Source organism: Pararhizobium sp. PWRC1-1, from assembly GCF_049897905.1.
GTDB lineage: Bacteria > Pseudomonadota > Alphaproteobacteria > Rhizobiales > Rhizobiaceae > Pararhizobium.
The window spans coordinates 1-787 of the sequence record NZ_JAFCXE010000080.1; the positions used below are offsets into that span (position 1 = coordinate 1).

Consider the following 787-nt stretch of genomic DNA (forward strand, 5'->3'; position numbering starts at 1 on the left):
AAAGGGGGGTGCGGACGAAAACTTGGACCACCAGGAGGTAGTTCATGTATTCCTACGCAGACAGACGTCGAGCCGTTGAGCTTTATATCAGGCTTGGCAAGCGACTTAACGGGACCATTCGCCAGTTGGGTTATCCCACAAAGAATGCGCTGAGGGGTTGGTACCGCGAGTACATACAGCATCTCGACCTGCGTATTCAGCCGGTAGCTCGAGCGCCAAAGTATCCCGAGAGTCAGAAGCAGGCGGCACTTGAGCATTACCGCACCCATGATCGTTGCATCTCTGCGACGATGAGGGCGCTCGGCTATCCTGGTCGAGGAACTCTGACCGCATGGGTACGGGAGGCCTTTCCGGAGACGCGAACATCGATGGTCGGTCGATCGTGGCGCCCTGCCTATCCCGCAGCGGTGAAGCAAGCTGGTGTCATCGGACTATGTAGTGGAGATGAAAGCGCCCAACAGGTGGCTGACCGGCTGGGCGTCTGCAGGCCGACGTTGTACAACTGGAAAGACCAGCTACTCGGTCATGAGGCTCCTTCCTCCATGAAACGCCGCAAAACCACCCCGCAGGCGCCGGAACGCGAGGAACTCGAGCGACAGCTTGAAGCCCTCCAACGTGATGTTCGCCAGTTGCAACTCGAGCATGACCTCCTGAAGAAGGCCAATGAACTCCTAAAAAAAGAACTGGGCGTCGATCTGCAGATCCTGAGTAATCGGGAAAAGACACAGCTGGTTGACGCCCTTAAAGACACCTATCGCTTGCCAGAACTGCTCGCCCAGCTGCAAAT

General features: G+C 56.7%; 1 protein-coding gene. It reads left to right on the top strand.

Annotated features, from left to right (window positions below; translation table 11 throughout):
• Nucleotides 1-44: 44 nt before the first annotated feature.
• Nucleotides 45-787, top strand: a 743-nt coding sequence (locus tag ACP7E0_RS35005; protein ID WP_426131963.1) for a transposase, incomplete at its 3' end; no start/stop codon positions are given.